Annotated in this window: 15 protein-coding genes; 7 read left to right on the forward strand and 8 right to left on the reverse strand. The window is 72.6% G+C overall.

Going from position 1 to position 18,996, the window contains the following annotated elements:
- Positions 1 to 17 precede the first annotated feature (17 nt).
- Positions 18 to 551 carry a MarR family winged helix-turn-helix transcriptional regulator gene (locus ACZ7MF_RS24185; protein WP_471479668.1) on the reverse strand — a complete coding sequence of 178 codons (534 nt, stop codon included), beginning with the start codon at positions 549 to 551 and terminating at the stop codon, positions 18 to 20.
- 116 nt (positions 552 to 667) lie between these two features.
- Here ACZ7MF_RS24185 and ACZ7MF_RS24190 point away from each other — a divergent pair, with 116 nt between their 5' ends.
- Genes ACZ7MF_RS24190 through ACZ7MF_RS24200 form a run of 3 tightly spaced genes read left to right on the forward strand, consistent with a single transcriptional unit; the run spans position 668 to position 3,547 of the window.
- Positions 668 to 1,639 carry an EamA family transporter gene (locus ACZ7MF_RS24190; RefSeq protein WP_471479670.1) on the forward strand — a complete coding sequence of 324 codons (972 nt, stop codon included), beginning with the start codon at positions 668 to 670 and terminating at the stop codon, positions 1,637 to 1,639.
- A gap of 33 nt (positions 1,640 to 1,672) precedes the next feature.
- The gene (locus ACZ7MF_RS24195) at positions 1,673 to 2,617 is read left to right on the forward strand and encodes a DMT family transporter (RefSeq protein ID WP_471479672.1); all 945 of its coding nucleotides are present in this window, start codon (positions 1,673 to 1,675) and stop codon (positions 2,615 to 2,617) included.
- Positions 2,618 to 2,644: 27 nt separating this feature from the next.
- Complete coding sequence (locus ACZ7MF_RS24200) at positions 2,645 to 3,547, forward strand: LysR family transcriptional regulator (RefSeq protein WP_471479674.1); 903 nt, start codon at positions 2,645 to 2,647, stop codon at positions 3,545 to 3,547.
- An 85-nt stretch (positions 3,548 to 3,632) separates the two neighbouring features.
- On the opposite strand, the gene pepN (ACZ7MF_RS24205) is transcribed toward ACZ7MF_RS24200, so the two are convergent.
- Entirely contained in the window at positions 3,633 to 6,203 is a 2,571-nt protein-coding gene (gene pepN, locus ACZ7MF_RS24205) for an aminopeptidase N (RefSeq protein ID WP_471479676.1), read from the reverse strand.
- A 112-nt stretch (positions 6,204 to 6,315) separates the two neighbouring features.
- Between pepN (ACZ7MF_RS24205) and ACZ7MF_RS24210 the strand changes: the two genes are divergently transcribed.
- Positions 6,316 to 6,792, forward strand: coding sequence for a DUF1203 domain-containing protein (locus ACZ7MF_RS24210; protein ID WP_471479678.1), 477 nt, complete (start codon positions 6,316 to 6,318; stop codon positions 6,790 to 6,792).
- Between the two features lie 9 nt (positions 6,793 to 6,801).
- Here the strand turns inward: ACZ7MF_RS24210 and ACZ7MF_RS24215 are convergent, their stop codons facing one another.
- Complete coding sequence (locus tag ACZ7MF_RS24215; RefSeq protein ID WP_471479680.1) at positions 6,802 to 7,818, reverse strand: aspartate-semialdehyde dehydrogenase; 1,017 nt, start codon at positions 7,816 to 7,818, stop codon at positions 6,802 to 6,804.
- 265 nt (positions 7,819 to 8,083) lie between these two features.
- Between ACZ7MF_RS24215 and ACZ7MF_RS24220 the strand changes: the two genes are divergently transcribed.
- The gene (locus ACZ7MF_RS24220) at positions 8,084 to 8,620 is read left to right on the forward strand and encodes a sigma-70 family RNA polymerase sigma factor (protein WP_007449855.1); all 537 of its coding nucleotides are present in this window, start codon (positions 8,084 to 8,086) and stop codon (positions 8,618 to 8,620) included.
- Position 8,621: 1 nt separating this feature from the next.
- On the forward strand, positions 8,622 to 9,395 hold the full coding sequence (locus ACZ7MF_RS24225) for a serine/threonine-protein kinase (RefSeq protein WP_471479682.1): 774 nt from the start codon (positions 8,622 to 8,624) through the stop codon (positions 9,393 to 9,395).
- Between the two features lie 75 nt (positions 9,396 to 9,470).
- Here ACZ7MF_RS24225 and ACZ7MF_RS24230 read toward each other — a convergent pair whose 3' ends face one another.
- The 3 genes from ACZ7MF_RS24230 to pepN (ACZ7MF_RS24240) form a co-directional block, all read right to left on the reverse strand.
- Positions 9,471 to 12,767 carry a S8 family serine peptidase gene (locus ACZ7MF_RS24230; protein ID WP_471479684.1) on the reverse strand — a complete coding sequence of 1,099 codons (3,297 nt, stop codon included), beginning with the start codon at positions 12,765 to 12,767 and terminating at the stop codon, positions 9,471 to 9,473.
- Between the two features lie 266 nt (positions 12,768 to 13,033).
- Positions 13,034 to 14,104 (reverse strand): hypothetical protein, encoded by a 1,071-nt coding sequence (locus ACZ7MF_RS24235; RefSeq protein WP_471479686.1) that lies wholly within the window; start codon positions 14,102 to 14,104, stop codon positions 13,034 to 13,036.
- Positions 14,105 to 14,341: 237 nt separating this feature from the next.
- Positions 14,342 to 16,924 carry an aminopeptidase N gene (gene pepN / locus ACZ7MF_RS24240; protein ID WP_471479688.1) on the reverse strand — a complete coding sequence of 861 codons (2,583 nt, stop codon included), beginning with the start codon at positions 16,922 to 16,924 and terminating at the stop codon, positions 14,342 to 14,344.
- A 145-nt stretch (positions 16,925 to 17,069) separates the two neighbouring features.
- Between pepN (ACZ7MF_RS24240) and ACZ7MF_RS24245 the strand changes: the two genes are divergently transcribed.
- On the forward strand, positions 17,070 to 17,708 hold the full coding sequence (locus ACZ7MF_RS24245) for a mycothiol-dependent nitroreductase Rv2466c family protein (protein ID WP_471479690.1): 639 nt from the start codon (positions 17,070 to 17,072) through the stop codon (positions 17,706 to 17,708).
- A gap of 81 nt (positions 17,709 to 17,789) precedes the next feature.
- On the opposite strand, the gene ACZ7MF_RS24250 is transcribed toward ACZ7MF_RS24245, so the two are convergent.
- Entirely contained in the window at positions 17,790 to 18,014 is a 225-nt protein-coding gene (locus ACZ7MF_RS24250; RefSeq protein WP_356868352.1) for a hypothetical protein, read from the reverse strand.
- An 87-nt stretch (positions 18,015 to 18,101) separates the two neighbouring features.
- On the reverse strand, positions 18,102 to 18,995 hold the full coding sequence (locus ACZ7MF_RS24255; RefSeq protein ID WP_471479692.1) for a TauD/TfdA dioxygenase family protein: 894 nt from the start codon (positions 18,993 to 18,995) through the stop codon (positions 18,102 to 18,104).
- Position 18,996 lies beyond the last annotated feature (1 nt).

Below are 18,996 nucleotides of genomic sequence, written 5' to 3' on the forward strand. Positions count from 1 at the left end.
CCTCGCCCACTCCTCGCCTACCTCTCGGTACCGGCGAGGAGGTCCCGCAGCAGGTCGGCCAGCTGGCCGGCTCGTTCCGCGTCGAGGGAGGCCAGCGCCTCGGTCTGGACGTCCAGGCCCGCACCGACCGCCTCGTCGATCAGCTCAAGGCCCCGCTCGGTGAGGGTGACCTGCAGTCCCCGGCGGTCGTGCGGGTCGGGGGAGCGGCGCAGCAGGCCCGCCCGTTCCAGCTTGTCCAGCCGCCCGGTCATGCCGCCGGTGGTCAGCATCAGCGTGGCCGACAGCTGCCGGGGCGAGAGCGTGTACGGCTCGCCGGAGCGGCGCAGGGTGGCCAGGGCGTCGAACTCCCCGCGCGAGATGCCGAAGCGCGCGTACGCCTTCTCCATCCGGTCGCCCATCGCGCGCGCCAGCCGGAAGACCCGGCCGAAGACCTCCATGCCGGCCGTCTCCAGGTCGGGCCGCACCGCCGCCCACTGGTCGATGATCACGTCGACGGGGTCCTTGCGCGGCTCGGACGGCTGCTGCGGCCGCGGCTCGGGGCGTTCAGTCATGGCACGAGTATCGAGGGCCGTCCGTTCGGCCGCAAGAAAGTAGCTTGACGGAAACTTGCTTAGAAGTAAGCTACTGCCCATCGAGCTTCCTTGTTCGACCTTCGAAGGGTGCCCTCATGCCCGCCACCCGCCCCGTCCTCATCGCGCTCACCGCCCTTGCCCCCGTCTCCTGGGGTACCACCTACGCCGTGACCACCGAGTTCCTGCCGCCCGACCGGCCGCTGTTCACCGGGCTGATGCGCGCGCTGCCCGCCGGTCTGCTGCTGCTCGCCCTCGCCCGGGTGCTGCCACGTGGCGCCTGGTGGGGGAAGGCGGCGGTGCTGGGCGTGCTGAACATCGGGGCCTTCTTCCCGCTGCTGTTCCTCGCCGCCTACCGGATGCCCGGCGGGATGGCCGCCGTCGTCGGCTCGCTCGGCCCGCTCCTCGTCGTCGGCCTCTCGGCCCTCCTGCTCGGGCAGCGGCCCACCACCCGGTCCGTGCTCACCGGCGTCGTCGCCGCGTCCGGCGTCAGCCTGGTGGTGCTGGAGGCGGCCGGAGGACTGGACCCGCTCGGCGTGCTGGCGGCCGTCGCCTCCACCGTCTCCATGTCCACCGGTACCGTGCTCGCGAGGCGCTGGGGCCGCCCCGACGGCGTCGGCCCGCTCGCCCTCACCGGCTGGCAGCTGACCGCGGGCGGCCTGCTCCTCGCACCGCTCGCCCTGCTGGTCGAGGGTGCCCCGCCCGCCCTGGACGGCCCGGCGATCGGCGGCTACCTCTACCTGGCGCTGGCCAACACGGCGCTCGCGTACTGGCTCTGGTTCCGGGGCATCGGCCGGCTCTCCGCCACCCAGGTCACCTTCCTCGGCCCGCTCTCGCCGCTGACCGCCGCAGTGATCGGCTGGGCGGCGCTCGGCGAGGCGCTCGGCCCGGTGCAACTGGCGGGGATGGTGCTGGCGTTCACGGCGACCCTCGCGGGCCAGACGACGCCGCGCGCGCCACGCACGCTGCACACGCCGCCGGTCGCCGCGACCCGCGAACCTTTCAGTTCCGCTTCACAGAACGGTCGAAAAGATTCGATGGACCTGACGGGTGCGGTCCTGCGACGGTAGGCCCGCCAGGCCTCCGACCAGGAAAGGACCTCCGTGGCCACAGCCGCCCGCCGCAACGCCTTCCGCACCGCCACCCCGATCGCCCCCCGACGGACCCCTGAGACGCGGCCGACGGCGCCCGTCGCCCTCGGTCTCGCGCTCGCCGTACTCGCCACCCTCGTCTGGTCCGGCAGCTTCGTCACCTCGCGGGCCCTCGGTGACAGCGTGCCGCCGGTCCAGCACGCGTTCTGGCGCTGGCTGGTGGCCCTTGCGGTCGTCGCCCCCTTCGGAGCGCGGCGGGCCTGGCGGCAGCGCGCGCTGATCCGGCGCCACCTCGGCTTCGTGATCCTCGCCTCCCTGCTCGGCGTGACCGTCTACAACACCCTCGTCAACCAGGCCGGTGTCACCACCCCCGCAGCCAACATGGGCATGATCATGGCGGCGTCCCCGGTGCTCATGGCCCTCTACGAACGGGCGGGCGGGGTGCGGCTCGGCGCCCGCAGGATCGCCGGGCTGGGCGTCGCCTGTGCGGGCGTCCTGCTGCTCGTCGCAGGGGACGGCGCGTCCTTCTCGGCCGGCGACCTGTGGATGATCGCCGCTGCCTGCTGCTTCGGGTCGTACAGCGCGCTGCTGCGCCGCAGGCCCGCGGGGCTGGACGGGGCGGGGTTCCTCTTCACCACGTTCCTGTTCGGCACCGTCCTGCTGCTGCCCGCGCAGGGTGTCAGCCTCGCCGTCCAGGGCGGCTTCCACCCGACACCGGGCACCGTCTGGCCGCTCCTCTACGTCGGCGTCGCCTCCTCCGCCGTCGCCTTCTTCGCCTGGAACAAGGCGATCTCCCTCATCGGACCGTCCCGCGCCGGCGTCGTCTACTACCTCCAGCCGGTGTGCGTCGCCCTGCTGTCCTGGGCCCTGCTCGCCGAGCCCACCGGCTGGGCGCAGGCGGGCTGCATGGCGCTCATCCTCGGTGGCGTCGTCCTCGGCGCGGGGGCCCGCCGGTAGGTCGCGGGGCCCCGGTAGGTTGCCGCCATGGCCGACTGGGACATCCGCAAGCTGCAGATCCTGCGGACGCTGCGGGAGAGGGGCACGGTGACCGCGACGGCCGAGGCGCTGCACATGACGCCGTCCGCCGTCTCCCAGCAGCTGACGAACCTCTCCAAGCAACTCGGCGTGGAGCTGCTCCAGGCCCACGGCAGAAGGGTCCGGCTGACGGACGCGGCCCGGCTGGTGCTGCGGCACGCCGAGGCGGTGTTCGAGCAACTGGAACGCGCCGACGCCGAGTTGGCGGCCCACATCCGCGGCGAGGCGGGCGAGGTCAGGGTCGGCGCCTTCTCCACCGCCGTGCCCGCCCTGGTCGTACCGGCCGTCACCGCCCTGCGCGCCACGCGCCCGGGGATCGCGGTGCGGGTGCGGGAGGCCGAGGCGCAGGAGGCGTACGAACTGCTGGCCGCCGGGGAGGTCGACCTCGCGCTGTCGCTGGCCGCGCAGGCGCCGAGCGCCGTCGACCCGCGCTTCACCCGCGTCCCGCTGCTCGCCGACCCGCTGGACGTCGCCCTGCCCGGCGACCACCCGCTGGCCCGCGCGGAGCGGCTGCGGCTGGCCGACCTCGCCGCCGAACCGTGGATCTTCGGCGCCAGCGGGCCCTGGTCCGACATCACCCGCGGCGCCTGCGAGGCCGCCGGGTTCCGGCCGCACCAGGCCCACGCGGCGGCCGGCTGGCCGGCCATCCTCGCCATGGTCGAGGCGGGCATGGGCGTCGCCCTGGTCCCGCGCATGGCAGCCGTGCCCCGGAACGGAGTGGCGATGCGCGAACTGCGCGCCGACCGCCCCGTCCGGCACGTCGTCGCCGCCGTGCGCAAGGGGGCGGAGGAGGGCGCCGCGGTCGCCACCGTGCTCACGGCCCTGCGGGCGGTGGCGGACGTGCGCCCCTGAACACCGGCCCCTGGACACACACCCCCAAGCACACGCAGGGGGCGCCCGGTGTGACACCGGGCGCCCCCTCATACGTACCGATCGCCTACTCGGCCGTCGCGTCCGCGGCCTGGGCCTTCAGTGCGCGCTCGACGCCCGAGCGGGACTCCGAGACCAGGCGGCGCAGGGCCGCGTTCGGCTCGGCGGAGGCCAGCCACGCGTCCGTGCGGTCCAGGGTCTCCTGGGACACCTGCACCGCCGGGTACAGGCCGACCGCGATCTGCTGGGCCATCTCGTGCGAACGGGACGCCCAGACGTCCTTCAGCGCCTCGAAGTACCGCTCCGTGTACGCCGCCAGCAGCTCGCGCTGGTCGGTCTGGACGAAGCCGGCGATGACGGCCTCCTGGACGGCGTTCGGCAGCTTGTCGGAGTCGACGACCGACTCCCAGGCCTCCGCCTTGGCCGCCTCGGTCGGGCGGGCCGCCCGCGCGGTGGCCGCGTGGCGCTCACCGGCGGCCGTCTTGTCCCGCTCGTACTCGCTCTGGATCTCCGAACCGCCGAACCGGCCCACCGCCGCGAGCCGCTGCACGAACGCCCAGCGCAGCTCGGTGTCGACGGCCAGGCCCTCGATGGTCTGCGTGCCGTCCAGCAGCGCGTCCAGGAGGTCCAGCTGCTCCGGCGTCCTGGCCGTCGCCGCGAACGCCCGCGCCCACGCCAGCTGGTGGTCGCTGCCCGCCTCGGCGGCCCGCAGGTGGGCCAGCGTCGCCTCGGTCCAGCGGGTGAGCAGCGCCTCGCGGGCGGTCGGGGCGGCGTACTGGTCGATGGCCAGCTTCACCTGGCGGTGCAGGGACTGCACGACACCGATGTCGGACTCCTTGCCGATGCCGGACAGCACCAGCGACAGGTAGTCGCGGGTGGCCAGCTCCGCGTCCCGGGTCATGTCCCACGCCGACGCCCAGCACAGGGCGCGGGGGAGGGACTCGGTGAAGTCGCCCAGGTGCTCGGTGACCACGGCGAGCGACTGCTCGTCCAGGCGGACCTTGGCGTACGACAGGTCGTCGTCGTTGAGCAGGAGCACCGCCGGGCGGGGCTTGCCGACCAGCTGCGGTACGGCCGTCAGCTCGCCGTCCACGTCCAGCTCGACGCGCTCGCCGCGCACCAGCTTGCCGCCCGCGTCCAGGTCGTAGGCGCCGATCGCGATGCGGTGCGGGCGCAGCGTGGGCTCGCCCTTGGCGCCGGCGGGCAGTGCCGGGGCCTCCTGGCGGATGGCGAAGGAGGTGACGACACCGTCGGCGTCGGTCTCGATCTCCGGGCGCAGGACGTTGATTCCGGCAGTCTCCAGCCACGCCTTCGACCAGGTCTTCAGGTCGCGGCCCGAGGTCTCCTCCAGCGCGCCCAGCAGGTCGGACAGGCGGGTGTTGCCGAACGCGTGCCGCTTGAAGTACGCCTGCACGCCCCGGAAGAACGCGTCCTCACCGACGTACGCCACGAGCTGCTTGAGGACGCTGGCGCCCTTGGCGTACGTGATGCCGTCGAAGTTGACGAGCACGTCGTCCAGGTCGCTGATGTCCGCCATGATCGGGTGCGTGGACGGCAGCTGGTCCTGCCGGTACGCCCAGGTCTTCATCTGGTTGGCGAACGTCGTCCACGAGTGCGGCCACTTCGAGCCCGGCGCGTCGGCCTGGCAGGCGGCCTCGGCGTAGGTGGCGAACGACTCGTTCAGCCACAGGTCGTTCCACCACTCCATGGTGACCAGGTCGCCGAACCACATGTGCGCCAGCTCGTGCAGGATCGTCGCGGCGCGCACCTCGTACGCGGCGTCCGTCACCTTGGAGCGGAAGACGTACTGGTCGCGGATGGTCACCGCGCCCGCGTTCTCCATCGCGCCCGCGTTGAACTCCGGCACGAAGAGCTGGTCGTACTTCTTGAACGGGTACGGGTAGTCGAACTTCTCCTGGAACCAGTCGAAGCCCTGCCGGGTGACCTCGAAGATCGCGTCCGCGTCGAGGTGCTCGGCCAGCGACGGACGGCAGTAGATGCCGAGCGGGACGGACTGGCCGTCCTTCTCGTACACGCTGTGCACCGAGTGGTACGGGCCGACGATCAGCGCCGTGATGTACGACGAGATGCGCGGGGTCGGCTCGAACTCCCAGACGCTGTCCTTCGGTTCGGGCGTCGGCGAGTTGGAGACGACCGTCCAGCCCTCCGGGGCCTTCACGGTGAACTGGAACGTCGCCTTCAGGTCCGGCTGCTCGAAGCTCGCGAAGACGCGGCGCGCGTCCGGCACCTCGAACTGGGTGTACAGGTACGCCTGGTCGTCCACCGGGTCGACGAACCGGTGCAGGCCCTCGCCGGTGTTGGTGTACGCGCAGTCCGCGACCACGCGCAGGATGTTGCGTCCCGGCAGCAGGCCCGGCAGGGCGATGCGGGAGTCCTGGAACACCTCGGCGGCATCGAGGGCGTCGCCGTTCAGCGTCACCTCGTGGACCGTCGGCGCGACCAGGTCGATGAAGGACTCGCCGCCGCCCTCGGCGACGTCGAAGCGCACCGTGGTCACGGACCGGTAGGTGCCGCCCTCCTGCGCGCCAGTGAGGTCGAGATCGATCTCGTACGAGTCAACGGTCAGCAGCGTCGCCCGCTGCCGCGCCTCTTCGCGAGTCAGGTTTGTGCCAGGCACGCGGTCATCTCCTCGTTATGTGTGGGTTGCGCCATCCTTCCACGTGGCCGGGACGGAACGCGATGTCCATTTCCCGCCGGTGCGCGGCGCGCCCGCGCGCGAGCCTGGACCCATGAACGGCTACACCGCACACCCCATCCCGCCGAACGTCCTCGAGGAACTCCGCGCCGCCGACGACGCGGGCCGCGCCCCCGCTCCCGCGACCGACGAGGAGGGCGGCGCACCGCTGCGCTGCTGCCTGCGCCGCAGCGGCCCCGGCGATCGGATCGCGCTGGTCTCCTACGCCCCGCTGCGCCGCTGGGCGGCACGGACGGGCGCCGACCCGGGCGCCTACGACGAGCAGGGGCCGGTCTTCATCCACGCCGAGGAGTGCGCGGGGCCGGAGACGGACCGTCTCCCCTTCACCAACTCGCACCGCACCCTGCGCCGCTACTCCGCCGACGGGCACATCCTGGGCGGGCGGCTGATCGGTGACCCCGGCGCTTTCGACTACGCCCTCCGGGAAGCGCTCGACGACCCGGCCGTGGCGTTCGTCCACGTCCGGGCCGTCGAGTACGGCTGCTTCCTCTACGAGGTCAGGCGGGGCTAGCCCAGGTCGTCAGCCCTTCAGCTCCGCCGCCACCAGCTCCGCGATCTGCACCGCGTTCAGGGCCGCGCCCTTGCGGAGGTTGTCGTTGGAGACGAACAGGGCGAGACCGTTGTCCACGGTCTCGTCCTGGCGGATCCGGCCCACGTACGACGGGTCCTGACCGGCCGCCTCCAGCGGCGTCGGCACCTCGGTGAGCGCCACGCCGGGGGCTCCGGCCAGCAGCTCCTTGGCGCGCTCCACGCTGATCGGGCGGGCGAAACGGGCGTTGATCTGCAGGGAGTGGCCGCTGAAGACGGGCACGCGCACGCAGGTGCCGGACACCTTCAGCTCCGGGATCTCCAGGATCTTGCGGGACTCGTTGCGGAGCTTCTGCTCCTCGTCCGTCTCGTGCAGGCCGTCGTCGACGAGGGAACCGGCCAGCGGCAGCACGTTGTACGCGATGGGCGCCACGTACTTGTCCGGCTTCGGGAACTCGACCGCCGAACCGTCGTGGGTCAGCTTGGGGGCGTCCGCGCCGACCTTCTGGACCTGCTCGAACAGCTCGTCCACGCCGGCCAGCCCGGAGCCGGACACCGCCTGGTAGGTGGCGACGACCACCGCCTCCAGGCCCGCCTCCGCGTGCAGCGGGCGCAGCACCGGCATCGCGGCCATCGTGGTGCAGTTCGGGTTGGCGATGATGCCCTTGGGGCGGTCGGCGATCGCGTGCGGGTTCACCTCGGAGACCACGAGCGGGACCTCGGGGTCGCGGCGCCAGGCGGAGGAGTTGTCGATCACGACGGGGCCCTGCGAGGCGACCTTTTCGGCCAGCGCCTTGGAGGTGGCGCCGCCCGCCGAGAACAGCACGATGTCCAGCCCGGAGTAGTCGGCGGTGGCCGCGTCCTCCACCGTCACGCCGTCCAGCTCCTTGCCGGCGCTGCGCGCCGAGGCGAACAGGCGCAGCTCGGTAACCGGGAAGTCGCGCTCCGTGAGGATCCTGCGCATGACCGTGCCCACCTGACCGGTGGCTCCGACGATTCCGACCCTCACGGTGACTCCTTCTCCGTTCGTACGCGTGTCTTCACGCGCGCTTTGCTCGGCCGAGACTTTTCCATCATGGGGCGAAGCCCAGCCCGCCTGTCCAATCCTTTGCACGGTGTGCCCGCACCTTGGGACGCGGTGGCTCGGTCCGCCCCTGCCCATCCCTTCCCGCCGCACACGACGATGTGACGTACGCCTCGCGCCGAAAGGCGGCCGCCGGGGCGAACGTTTCGGGTCCCTCGCGCGTCGTAAGGGAAACGTGGCCGGGGGAGGAATGGCTTTGCTGCGCAGAAGGGCCCGCCGCGGCCAGGGGGACGACGTACGCGACGACCCCCTGGACGCGGCACAGGAACGCCGGGTGCGGGCGGTGCTCGCGCTCGGCGGGGTGCCGCAGGCGGACCTGCCGGACGGGGTGCAGCAGGTCCGCCTGCGGCTGCTGGAGCGGACGGCCAGTGGCCGCGAGGCGCCGCGCGACGTGTCGGCCTGGGCGGCGGTCGTCGCCTCCAACCTGGCCATGGACTGGCACCGGGCCAGGCGCCGCCAGGACCGGCTCGGGGAACGCCTGGCCGCGCTGCGCCAGACGGAGCACCCCCGCGACGAGGACACCAGCGTCCTGTCCCTCGCCGTCGCGCAGGGCCTGGACGAGCTGCCCGACGCCCAGCGCCAGGTCCTCGTCCTGCGCTTCTACGCCGATCTTCCGGTGCGCGGCATCGCCGAGGAGCTGGGCATCCCCGAGGGCACGGTCAAGAGCAGGCTGCACACGGCGGTCCGGGCCCTGCGCGCCCGCCTGCACGAGGACGAGGTGGTGTGAGATGGCCGCCGAACAGCACCCCAGTGGGTACGACGACGGGTACGACGCGCTGATGGCCGCGATCACGGGCGAGCCGCTGCCGCCGGACGCGGGGCCGGACGCCCGCGGCGAGTACCGGTCGGCGACGGCCGACGTGGCGCTGCTGCGGGAGCAGCTGGCCCTGCTCGGTGACGCCCTGGGCGAGGCCGTCCCGGCGCAGCGCCCGGTCCCGGCGGAGCGTCCGGTCCCGGCCCCCGTTCAGGTCCCGGCACCGAGCCGCCGCCGTCCCTTCCGCCTCGCGCTGGGTGTCCTCGCGGCGGCCTGCGCGGGTGTCGTGGTGACGGGCCTGGGCTGGCTGGTCGTGCAGGGCGGCACCGGTGCCACCCAGGACGCGGCCAGCGACAGCGCGGCCGACAAGTCCGCGGCGCGGCCGGACAGCCCGTCCGCGGGCCAGGAGGCCGCCGTGGTCTTCGGCACCCCCCGCTACCTGGCCTGCGCCCGGCTGGTCGCCGAGGGCACGGTGACCGCCGCCGAACCGGTACCGGGCACCGCACGGCACCGGATCACACTCCGCGTGACGCGCGCCTACGCACCCGGGGAGAGCACCGGGCCGACGACGACGTTCGTCCTGGACGACAGCCTCGCCACCCTCGCCCCCGGCCACCGGGTGCTGGTCGGCGCCCTGCGGGACCGGCCCACCGCGGACACGGTGATCACCGGTGACCGGAACATCGCCACCGCCCGCACCTGGATCACCGCCTCCCTCCCCGAGTCCCGCACCCTCACCTGCGACTGACCCACCCGGGGGGCAAGCGAAAGGGGCGGGCGCCCGGCAAAGGCGCGCCCGCCCCCTCCTCCGTACCGCACCGGACTACGGCACGACCTTCCCGATCCGCACGCTGCCCAGGCCCGCGACCGTGCCGTGGGCGTTGACCAGCTGGACGCGGCCGAAGAACTCGCGGCCCTCGGGGGCGGCGGCCAGGGCCGTGATGCTGCCGGAGACCGTCGCGGAGTCGCCCGTGCCGAGCTGCACCGTCGCCGAGTCGTCCACCGTCACCGAGCCGAGCGTGGCGGCGAAGTACACGTCCCGGTAGTCGTACTCCGTGCTGCCCGAGGGCACCGAGTAGCCCGCGACCTCGACGGTGTACGTACCGGCGGCCGGCTTCGCGATCGACACCGACTCCTCCGAGTCGCCGTCGGCGGACTGGGCGACGACGGCGCCGTCCGCGCCGTAGACCGTCAGGTCCAGGTCGGCGGCCGCGTCGGAGACGCCCCCGATGGCGACGTCCAGCGACTCGGCGCCCTCGGGCACCTCGACCGTGGAGGTGGCCGTCTCACCCTGCTTGATCGTCGGGCGGGACGTCTCGGAGGAGCCGAGCGGGCCGCCGACCAGCTTGCCCTCCAGGGCGGCGTACTTGTTGGTCACCGTCCAGGAGGCGTCGGCCGGGGTGCCGGCCTTGGCCTCGGGCACGGTCACGACCTCCGGGTCGAAGTCCGCGCCGAGCACGGTGACGTCCAGCTTGTAGGGGTTGTCGAGCAGCGGCGAGGTGCGCCGTGCCTCGACCTCGACCTCCCAGACACCCGGCTGCGGGTCCGCGTAGGCACGCACGTCGGGGCGGCAGCCGTTGCCGTCGAGGTAGTTGTTGTAGCAGTACGGCGTCGAGGTGTTGTCGGACGGGACGCCGTACGGGTGGATGGAGATGAACCGGGTCTGGCTCTCACCCCTGAGCCCGCCGATCGCCACCTCCAGCGCCTTCGCGCCCTCGGGGACGGTCACGAAGTAGGACTTGGTGCTGTTGCGCTGCACCGAGCTCTTCGCGGAGAAGTCGTACTTCAGCGGGGCGGAGACCACGACCGTGGTGAGGACCTGCTGGTCGACGCCCTCGGTGCGCGGGTCGTCCACCTCGAGGATCGCGCTCTTGAGACCGGCGGAGCCGGGGCGCGCCTCGACCTTGACGGTCACCGGCTCGTTCAGCGGCAGCCTCACCTCGTCGCGGCCGACGATCCGGAAGGTGTGGCCCGCGTTGTTCTCGAAGTCCAGCTCGTGCCGGATCGGCCGGTCGGTGCCGGTGGTACGGGTGAGCGTGATCTCGTAGGTCTTCTTCTGCCCGGCCTTCAGGCCGCCCTCGCGGTCGTAGAGGCCGGTGCCGTAGCCCGGCGTCTCGAGGAACTGGTCGATCGCGGTGTCGACCGGCGCCTTGACCGTGTACTCGTGGGCGCTCGCGCCGCGCCGGATCGACTTCCAGGCGTCGGGGATGTCGATCAGACCCGCGCCCTCCTCGTACGCCTGCACGCCCCTGATGTGGTCGGCGGTGGAGGTCAGCGCCGTGCGCAGCTTCGCCGGGGTGAGGTCGATGCGGGCCTGCTTCGCCGCCGACAGCAGCAGCGCCGAGGCGCCCGCGGCCTGCGGGGACGCCATCGAGGTGCCCTGGAGCATGCCGTATCCGGCGGGGAGGTCGTAGCCCGCCTCGGGGACCGGGGCGCCCGGCATCCAGGTCTGGATGGAGTTGACCGCGGCGCCGGGCGCGGTCAGCGTAGGCGTGAAGCCGCCGTCCTCACGCGGGCCGCGCGAGGAGAACGGCATCATCTGGTACTTGGTCTTCACCGCGGAGCCGTAGTTGGCGGCCCAGGTCTCGCGGGAGATGGACGCGCCGACCGAGATCACCTTGTCGGCGAGACCGGGGTCCCCGATGGTGTTGGCGCCGGGGCCGGAGTTGCCCGCGGAGATGACCAGCTGCACGCCGTAGGTGTCGATGAGGCGGGTGTACAGCTCGGAACGCGCGTTGTTGCCGTCGTTGAGGGCGGGCAGTCCGCCGATCGACATGTTGACGATGTCGACGCCCCGGTTGACGACGAGATCGATCATGCCCTCGGTCAGCGCGACGTTGGTGCAGCCGCCGCTCCAGGTGCACGCGCGCGAGGAGACGATCTTCGCGCCGGGCGCGGCACCGTCCATCCGGCCGCCGAACAGCCCGTTGGCGGCGGCGAGTCCGGCGACGTGCGTGCCGTGTTCGGACTCGATGACGCCGATGTTGACGAAGTCCGCCTTGGCGCCCGCGGAGTTGTAGACGACGTCCTTGCGGATCTCGACCACGAAGGGCTGGCGCTCGGCCACGTCCGTCTTCGGGTCGTCGGTGCCGAAGTACCCGACCTGGAAGCCGTCCTTGTAGGGCTTCATCGGGGTGTCGTCCGAGAAGTCGTGGTTGTTGTCCAGGTCGACGCGGACCGTGCCGGTCTTCGCGTCGTACAGGACGCCCCAGGAGTCGGTGGTGTCGCCGTCCCGGTTGGCGTCGCCCGCGGCGTCACCGCCGGTGGTGTACGACTCCAGGAAGCTGCTGACCTGGTAGGAACCCGCGGGCGCCGTCCAGGTCTGCCCGCCGTAGGTGAAGGTGGGGCCGGAGACCGAGGTGGTCATCGGGCGCCAGGTGCGGTCGCCGTCGACGACCGGGTCGGTGGCGGTGACCCAGTCGACGATCTTGCGCTCGCCGGTGGTGGTCTTCTGCAGCGCCGGGTGGCCGAGGTCGACGCCGGAGTCGAGGATGCCGATGGTGACGCCGCGGCCGTCCGACTTCGGGTACTTCTTCACGAAGTCGACGGCGCCCGTCTCGAAGGACGGGTTGTACGGGTTCTCGGCGGGCGTCCAGCGGTTCGGCGCCGGGTAGGAACGGCCCTTGTGCGAGGCGCCCTTCGCCGTGTCCGCGCTCGGCGTCGGGTCGTCCAGCGGGATCTCGTCGCGCAGGTCGATGCCGTGCACGGAGGAGAGCTTCGCGGCGGCGGCGATGGCCGAGTCCGCCTTGGCGGTGGGCACGGTGGCGCGCACGTAGCCCAGCTCGTCGTAGGTGCGGCCGACGGTGCCGCCGGAGACCGCGTCCAGCTCCTTCGCCACCTGCTCGGTCCGGCCAGGCGCGGTGGCGACCATCATCGTGACGTTCTTCTCGCCGTCGGCCTTCGCCTCGGCGAGCAGGTCCGCGTCGTCGGAACCGAGCTTGTCGTGGGCGGACTTGACGGAGGCGTCGACGGGCGGCGCGGTCGTCGCGGGCCCGTCGGCGGCGAGGGCCACGGGCACGGGCCCGACGGCGGCGAGCGCGGCGGCGAGACCCGTGGCGACGGCCAGACGGGCCGCGCGTCTCGCGCCCGGTATCGGTTCGCGCTGGGGGCTGTTGGTCATCGGCATCCCTTGGGGTGAAGGAACGGGCGGTACGACCAAGGCCGACCGGCCCTGGCCGAGGCAGTCCGGAATCCGATCCCGGACGACCGCTCAGCTTTACTCAAGAGATCACCGATTGGGGAGAGTTGTCCGGGACGGGATGAAGCCATGGCGTACTTCCGCCATGCGCCATCGGGGACACAAGGGGCGGGTAAGGACAATCCCGTGTCCCGTCCCGGGCCGTGCGGCTCCCGACTCGCGTCACCCGGCGGCCCGCCCGGTGCCCCCTACCGGGGCAGCACCACGACGTACGCGGGCGGTTCCCGGTCCCCGGCCGCCATCAGCGCCGTCCGTACGACGGCCGCCTGGTGCTCCGGGCTCTCCCGCAGCTTGCGCGGGGTGAGGTGCACGACCGTGATCCCCAGCCGTTCCAGGTGCTCGCGCTTGCGGGCGTGCTCCGCCCCGGCGGCGTCGTCCTCCTGCTGCCGGTGCGCCCGGACGTCCAGCTCCAGCGCCACCGCCTGCTCGGGCCAGAAGGCGTCCACGCCGCCCAGGTGGGGGCCGCCGGGCAGGCGCAGGTCGACGTTCCAGACCGGCTCGGGCAGGGCGTGCTCGCGCACCATCCGGTACAGCCGCTGCTCGGCCAGCGCCCGCCCCTCGGCGACCAGGGAATCCACCGCGTCCACGACGTGCGGGCGGCTGAGCAGCCGCGCCCGGTTCAGCTCCCGTACCACCGCGGCCGGTTCGCAGTGACCGCCGCGCACCGCCTCCGTCAGCAGCCGGCGGACCGTGCCCGGGTCGGTCAGCTCCGCGACCGCGTCCGCCAGGGCCCGCGCCACCGGCGCCACCGGGACCCCCGTCAGCTCCACGGCGGTCGGCAGCGCGGTCGTGCGGACCACGCGCGCACAGCCCGTCGTGCGCAGCCGGCGCAGCCGCGGCACCAGGACGTCGATGAGCTCCAGGGCGGACAGCGGGGGAGCGGCGGAGAAGCCGTGCAGCGTCAGCGCGGCCAGGCCCGTGATCATCGCCTCCGCGTAGGCCGGCACGGGCGGGTGCTCCCCGCCCGGCTGGACCGGCACCGAGGCGCTCACGCCGGGTGCCGTGCCGGAGGTGCGGTCCCGTGCCGCGTAGAGCAGCACCGCGTGCAGGCGCTCGTCGCTGGTCGGCGGCCCCGGGTGCAGCAGGACGACGTTCGGGAGGAGTTGCTGCCAGGGTCCGCCGGGGCGGCACTGCTCGTTGGTCTCCGCGGCGGAGACACCGTGCGCCCGCAGCTGGGCGGCCGTCATCAGCCGGCGCCGGCCGTCGGCCAGTTCGTGCAGCGGGCGGGGGCGGGGCGAGAGCGGGGTGTTGTGCGTCATGACCGGCAATTTCCCGCGCCCGATCGGTCCCTTAACCGCTGTTACACGTCCATCGCCGAACCGGGACAAGCCCGAACTAAAGGACGGGTGTTCGGATGCCGAAACCCCTGGTCCGAACGGGTGGGACCAGGGGTTACGGGCGGCCGGGCACGCATCTTGTAACGATGACGGAACGCCCGATCATTGGCCAGAGATCAGGTGGTCCGGGCGGGGAGGGGCCGCTACGGGAGGGTGCCGCTACCGAACGCCCGCCGCCGCGTCGCAGGCCTGCCCGCGCAGCGCCCGCGCCAGGTCGTCCCGCGCCTCCAGCACCAGCCGGCGCAGCGCCGGGGCCGCGTCCTCGTGCGCCGACAGCCACGCGTCGGTCGCGTCCAGGGTGTCCCGGGAGTCCCGCAGCGACGGGAACAGGCCCCGGACCACGTCCATCCCGATCTGGATGGACCGCTCGGTCCACACCCGCTCGATCGCCGCGAAGTACTTCTCGGTGTACGGCGCGACCAGGTCCCGCTGCGAGGGCTGCGCGAACCCGGCGATGGTCGCCTCCACCAGCGCGTTCGACAGCGCGTCCGACTCCACGACCTGCGCCCAGGCCTGCGCCTTCACCGCCGCCGAGGGGCGGGCCGCCAGACAGCGCACCTGGTGACGCCTGCCGGAGGCCGTGTCGTCGCGGGCCAGCTCGGCGGCCAGGACGCCCTCGTCGGCGGCGCCGTGGGCCGCCAGCGGCGCGAGGAAGGCCCAGCGCAGCTCCTGGTCCACGTCCAGGCCCTCGATCTTCTCGGTGCCCTCCAGCAGCCCGCGCAGCAGCTCCAGCTCCGCCCCGTCGGACGCCACCGACGCGAAGAACCGCGCCCACGCGAGCTGCTGCTCACTGCCCGGCGCCGCGTCCCGCAGCTCGCGCAGCGCACCCTCGCCGAGCAGCCGGCCGCCGGTCTCCCGCCAGTCGGGGGCCGCGTAGTGCACCAGCGCCGAGTTCGTCCAGGCATGCAGCATCTGGAGTACGCCGATGTCCGACTCGCGGCCCGCGAAGCGCAGCACCAGCGCCGCGAAGTCCCGGGCGGGCAGCAGCGCGTCCCGCGTCATGTTCCACAGCGCCGACCAGCACAGGGCACGGGCCAGCGGATCGGTCAGGGACCCCAGGTGCGCGCGCAGCGTCTCCAGCGAGGTCGCGTCGAACCGCGTCTTGCAGTACGTGAGATCGTCGTCGTTGACCAGGACCAGCTCGGGAGCCGCGGCACCGGCCAGCTCCGCCACCACCGTGCGCGGCCCTTCGACGTCCGCCTCGGCGCGCGCGTACCGCTCCAGCGCGCCCTCGGCCGTACGCCGGTACAGGCCCACCGCGACGCGGTGCGGGCGCAGTTCGGGATGCGACTCGGCGGCCTCCTGGACCACGGCCAGCTCGTCGACCGTGCCCCCCTCGCCCAGCAGCACCTGCGGCGTCAGCGAGTTGACGCCCGCCGTCTGCAGCCAGGAGCGCGACCAGGCCGCCATGTCCCGCCCGCTGGTCTCCTCCAGGACCGACAGCAGATCACCCAGCCGGGTGTTGCCGTACGCGTGCCGCTTGAAGTAGCGCCGGGCGCCCTCCATGAAGGCGTCCTGCCCGACGTACGCCACCAGCTGCTTGAGCACGGAGGCGCCCTTGGCGTAGGTGATGCCGTCGAAGTTGAGCTTGGCGTCCTCCAGGTCACGGATGTCGGCCGTGATCGGGTGGGTGGAGGGGAGCTGGTCGGCGCGGTAGGCCCAGGCCTTGCGGCGGTTGGCGAAGGTGATCCAGGCGTCCTTGAAGCGGGTCGCGCCGACGTTCGCGAACGCGCCCATGAAGTCGGCGAAGGACTCCTTCAGCCACAGGTCGTCCCACCACTCCATGGTGACCAGGTCGCCGAACCACATGTGCGCCATCTCGTGCAGGATCGTGTTCGCGCGGCCCTCGTACGACGCCCGCGTCACCTTCCCGCGGAAGATGTACTCCTCCCGGAAGGTCACCATCCCCGGGTTCTCCATCGCGCCGAGGTTGTACTCGGGCACGAACGCCTGGTCGTACTTCCCGAAGGGGTACGGGTAGTCGAAGTGGTCGTGGAAGAAGTCCAGCCCCTGCTTGGTGATCAGGAAGACGTCGTCCGCGTCGAAGTGCGGCGCCAGACCCTTGCGGCACAGGGCGCCGAGCGGGATCTCCAGCCGGGTGCCGTCCTCGAGGGTCCGCTCGTAGGAATCCGTCACGTAGTGGTACGGACCCGCCACCACACACGTGATGTACGTCGAGATCGGCTTGGTCTCGGCGAACCGCCACACCCCGTCGGCCCGCTCGCCCGCGCCGTTGGACCACACCGTCCACTCCTCGGGCGCGCGCACCTCGAAGCGGAAGGGTGCCTTCAGGTCCGGCTGCTCGAAGTTGGCGAAGACCCGGCGCGAGTCGGCCGGCTCGTACTGGGTGTACAGGTACACCTCGCCGTCCTCCGGGTCGACGAAGCGGTGCAGGCCCTCGCCGGTGCGGGAGTACGCGCACTGGGCGTCGACCACCAGCTCGTTGTCGGCGGCCAGGTCCTCCAGGGCGATCCGGGAGCCGTCGAAGACCTCGCTCGGGTCGAGGTCGCGGCCGTTGAGGGACACGGCGGTGACGCTCGGTGCGACCAGGTCGGCGAAGCTGCTCGCGCCGGGCTCGTTGCAGCGGAAGCGGATCGTGGTGACGGACCGGAACGTGCGCGGCCCCTCGCCCTGCGCGTCACCGACGGCCGAGCGCACGTCGAGGGACACCTCGTACCCGTCGACGGACAGCAGGGCGGCCCGCTCCCGGGCCTCGTCGCGGGACAGATTCTCACCGGGCACGGGCGGCACTCCCTCGGATGGTGTTCAGTATGCGGACAGCACCGATCCTGCCATGCGCCCCTGACGCGCGGCAGCCGGGAATGGGCGGGCCGGTCCTTCGGTTGCCGGAATGAGTACTCGCTCGCGCCGCCTCATGAGGAGAGACATGTCGGAGAAGACGCCCGTCGACTTCTGGTTCGACCCCCTGTGCCCCTGGGCCTGGATGACCTCCCGCTGGGTCCTGGAGGTGGAGAAGGTCAGGGACATCGAGGTGCGCTGGCACGTGATGAGCCTGGCCGTCCTCAACGAGGACAAGCTCGACGAGCTGCCCGCGGAGTACCGCGAGATGCTGGAGGTCAAGGCCTGGGGCCCGGTCCGGGTCGTCATCGCCGCCCAGGAGGAGCACGGCGCCGACGTGCTCGGCGACCTCTACACGGCGCTCGGCACCCGCATCCACAACCAGGAGGAGGGCCCGGGCCGGGAGACGGTCGCCGCGGCCCTGAAGGACGTCGGTCTGCCCGAGTCCCTCATGGACCACTGGGACGGCACCCGCTACGAGCCGCAGCTGCGCGTCTCCCACAAGGAGGGCATCGACAAGGTCGGCCAGGAGGTCGGCACCCCGGTCATCGCCGTGCCCGGCGCCGACGGCGAGCAGCTCGCCTTCTTCGGCCCGGTCGTCACCCCCGCCCCCAAGGGCGAGGACGCCGCCAAGCTCTGGGACGGCACCCTCGCCGTGGCCTCCGTACCGGGCTTCTACGAGATCAAGCGCACCCGCACCAAGGGCCCGGACTTCAGCAACCTCTGATCCGGACGCGCGTTCCCCGCGCCCCCTGCCCGGGGACGCGGGGACGCGGGGACGCGGACGGAGGGGACGCGGAACGGGCGGTCAGTCCTCCTCCGGCAGCGTCGCGCCGACGCGCCACCGGTCCTTGCGCTGGATCCGGCGGCAGCCGTTGTACGTGCAGCGGTGATAGGCCTTGGCGACGAAGACCTCCCCGGCCGCCGGCAGCTCCGCGAGGGCCAGCCGGGCCGCCGCCTTCTCCTCGTCCCCCTCCAGGTCCCGGAACTCCTGCATCGTGTCGCCGCAGTTCGGACACCGTACGTACGCCATGAGCGCCTCCTCGGGTGAACGGTGAGTCATTTCCCCCGGAGGAGGCGCCCTACCCCTGCGCCCACAGGAGCCGGGTCCGGTCCGCCGTTACGCGGCGACCGGCGTGTAGTGCGAGGCGTCCCCCTCGATCGAGTAGCTCTCCTTGCCCTCGACGCCCACCGGCACGGGACCGGCCAGCGTCACCCGGTGCAGCCGGCGCGGCCGGTCGTCGTAGTTGTCGACGGCGTAGTGCTGGGTGATGCGGTTGTCGAACAGCACCAGCTGGTTCTCCGACCAGCGGTGCCGCAGCACGTTCTCCGGGCGGGTGACGTAGGACTGGAGCAGTTCGAGCAGCTTGCGCGACTCGCCCACCGAGAGGCCCACGATCCGCTGCGCGAACCCGCCGATGAACAGTCCGCGCTCGCCGGTCAGCGGGTGGACCCGCACCACCGGGTGGGCCGTGCGGTACTTGATCGAGGTGAACCGGGACCGGTGCGCGGCCTTCTCGGCGTCGATGTCCTCGTCCGCGACCGCGTAGTCGTAGTCGTTGGTGTGCTCCGCCCACAGGCCGTCGGCCAGCCGCCGCAGCGGCTCGGGCAGGTCCCGGTAGGCGCCCGCCGAGGACGCGATCAGGGTCTCGCCGCCGTACGGCGGGACCGTCAGGCTGCGCAGCGAGGTGGCCTGCGGCGGGTTGAGGACGAAGGTGACGTCGGTGTGCCAGTGGTTGGCACGGCCCCGCTCGCTGTCCACCGGCAGCACGTTCGGGGCGCCGTCCACCGCGCCGACGGTCGGGTGGGCGGTGGTGAGGTCGCCGAAGGCGCGCACGAAGGCCTGCTGGCCCTCGTCGTCGAGGTGCACGTCGTCGAAGACCAGCGCCTTGTGCTCGGCCAGGGCGGCACCCAGCGCGGTGACGGTGGCCCCGTCCAGTGGCCGGGAGACGTCGACGCCGGACACCTTGGCGCCGATACGGGACGTGATCTTGGTGATCCGCGGATCGCTCATG

This window comes from Streptomyces sp. NPDC111628 (assembly GCF_055635195.1).